2 protein-coding genes and 1 pseudogene are annotated in these 1,811 nt (G+C 60.6%); all 3 read right to left on the reverse strand.

The annotated features are described in order from the left end of the window. A pseudogene (locus DOU54_RS28335) lies at positions 1-100 on the reverse strand (IS6 family transposase); the annotation flags it as partial. 107 nt (positions 101-207) lie between these two features. Then, positions 208-1,203 (reverse strand): LacI family DNA-binding transcriptional regulator, encoded by a 996-nt coding sequence (locus DOU54_RS26275; RefSeq protein ID WP_113732126.1) that lies wholly within the window; start codon positions 1,201-1,203, stop codon positions 208-210. Positions 1,204-1,228: 25 nt separating this feature from the next. Further along, a partial coding sequence (locus DOU54_RS27650; protein ID WP_502695990.1) for a Gfo/Idh/MocA family protein occupies positions 1,229-1,811 on the reverse strand: 583 nt, incomplete at its 5' end.

Genomic DNA, 1,811 nt, shown 5'->3' on the forward strand with positions numbered 1-1,811 from the left:
ATCGCAGGCTTAACGGAAACCGGAAATACAGCCAGACCGCATGGGCGATGATCTGCGGTGGGAAGCGGTGGTTCTTGTAGCTGATGGTCGGCGCGCTCATCGCGTCCAATTACTGGTCAAGCGTTAAGCCCCGGACAACGTGACGACGCCCTCAAACGATCTCTGCTAAGGCCTACCGTTTGGCCCTGATTTAGCCGGAGCGAGAAGTTAACGACGAGATCTCGCCGGCGCCGAACCTGTGGTATCGCGACGAACGAAGCGTGCACCCAAAACAACCTTCATGTCCTGAACACTTTCCCTATGCTCAATAGCGTCTTGGAGCAACTTGAGGGCATGCCTCCCCGCCTCCAGGGAAAGCCCGCTGAGCGTGGAGAGTGCGGGATAGGTCATAGCGGGCAGCGCATCGTCGCAACCGATGAGGCTCATCTCCCGGGGAACGACGATTCCCATGGCCGAAAGTCGGGCGTGTGCTCCCTGAGCCGTCAGGTCATCAAACGCAAGGATCGCGGTCACCTCTGCGGCGACGGCCTCTTCGGCAGCCTTTTCACCGCCTTCGAAACTGGGTTCTGATAGCTGGATCACCTCGAACCGGATGTCGGCACGCCGGCACGCTGCTCCCGCCGCCTCGAGGCGCTGCTGATTCGACCAGGATTCCTTCGGACCCGAGAGATAGGCGATATCGCGATGGCCGCTCTCGATCAGGAATCCGATGGCATCCGTCACGGCCGCCTGCGTGTCGATCAATACGCGTGGCAATCCCACGATGTCGCGATTGATCAGCGTGATCGGGTGCCTTTTGGCATGCGCCCTCACCTGCGCCTCACTGAGCCGGGTCGACGCCACGATGATACCATCCGTCTGGCTGGCCAGACGCTGGAAAAGCGTATTTTCCCGTGCAGCGCTTTCTCCCGACGAGCCCAGGAACAGGCTGAGGTCATGAGCATCCGCATTCTGCTGAATGGCCTTGATGAGCGGTGGAAAGAACGGGTTGGCAATATAAGGCACCAGCAGCCCGATATTGCCTGTTCTCCCAGTTGAGAGCGCCCGGGCCATATTGTTCGGTCGATAACCTATCTCTTCCGCAATCGCGAGGATCTGCTCCACCGTCTTCGGATTGAGCAGGTCCGGGCGACTAAAGGCGCGCGATACCGTCGAGCGGGAGGTGTTGGCCCTAAGAGCAATCTCCTCCAGCGTCGGTTTCACGCGCTCCTTTGACTTCTGTTCATTCTTACCAGAGATAGTCCTGTCCCCCGACTTCTGCGCTGAGAGCGGCCAGCGCCGCGATACGGCTGGCCAGAAGCGCCTCTTTTGTCGATACCTGCAAAAGCGCTACCCCCGTCAAAGCATCGAGAGCGTCCTGTGCCGGCCCGATGGGCGACGGCAGTTCCGGCTCCCAAAGGCAACGTTCATCGGTTTCCACCAGAAGGCGGCCCTCGCCGAACAGAATATCCATGCGTCCCCGGGTTCCGACAAGACGCATTGCGTAGTCGCCATGCCTGATTGCGGCCTCCGGCTGCCTCCAGTCCATGTCGATTGCCGCCTGCAGGCCGGTATCGAGGGTCAGAAGCGCACGCCCGGCCAGAGAAAAGGACTGATGCCCCTCGGGATGGCGCGGGCTTTTCCAGCCGCTGATTCGGCCTGAAGAGGCCCCGGTCAGCCACAGGACGAGATCGATGTCGTGGACCGCCAGATCGTTCACGATGGTTCCATAGAGAGCGGTATCGAAGAACCACGACGGCCTCGCCGACGGCAGGAGCTTATGGGGACCCGTCGCGGTCACCGCCACGAGGTCGCCAATCTCTCCGTTCAGA

The organism is Agrobacterium sp. MS2 (assembly GCF_003261015.1).
In the GTDB taxonomy this organism is placed as follows: Bacteria; Pseudomonadota; Alphaproteobacteria; order Rhizobiales; family Rhizobiaceae; genus Agrobacterium; species Agrobacterium pusense.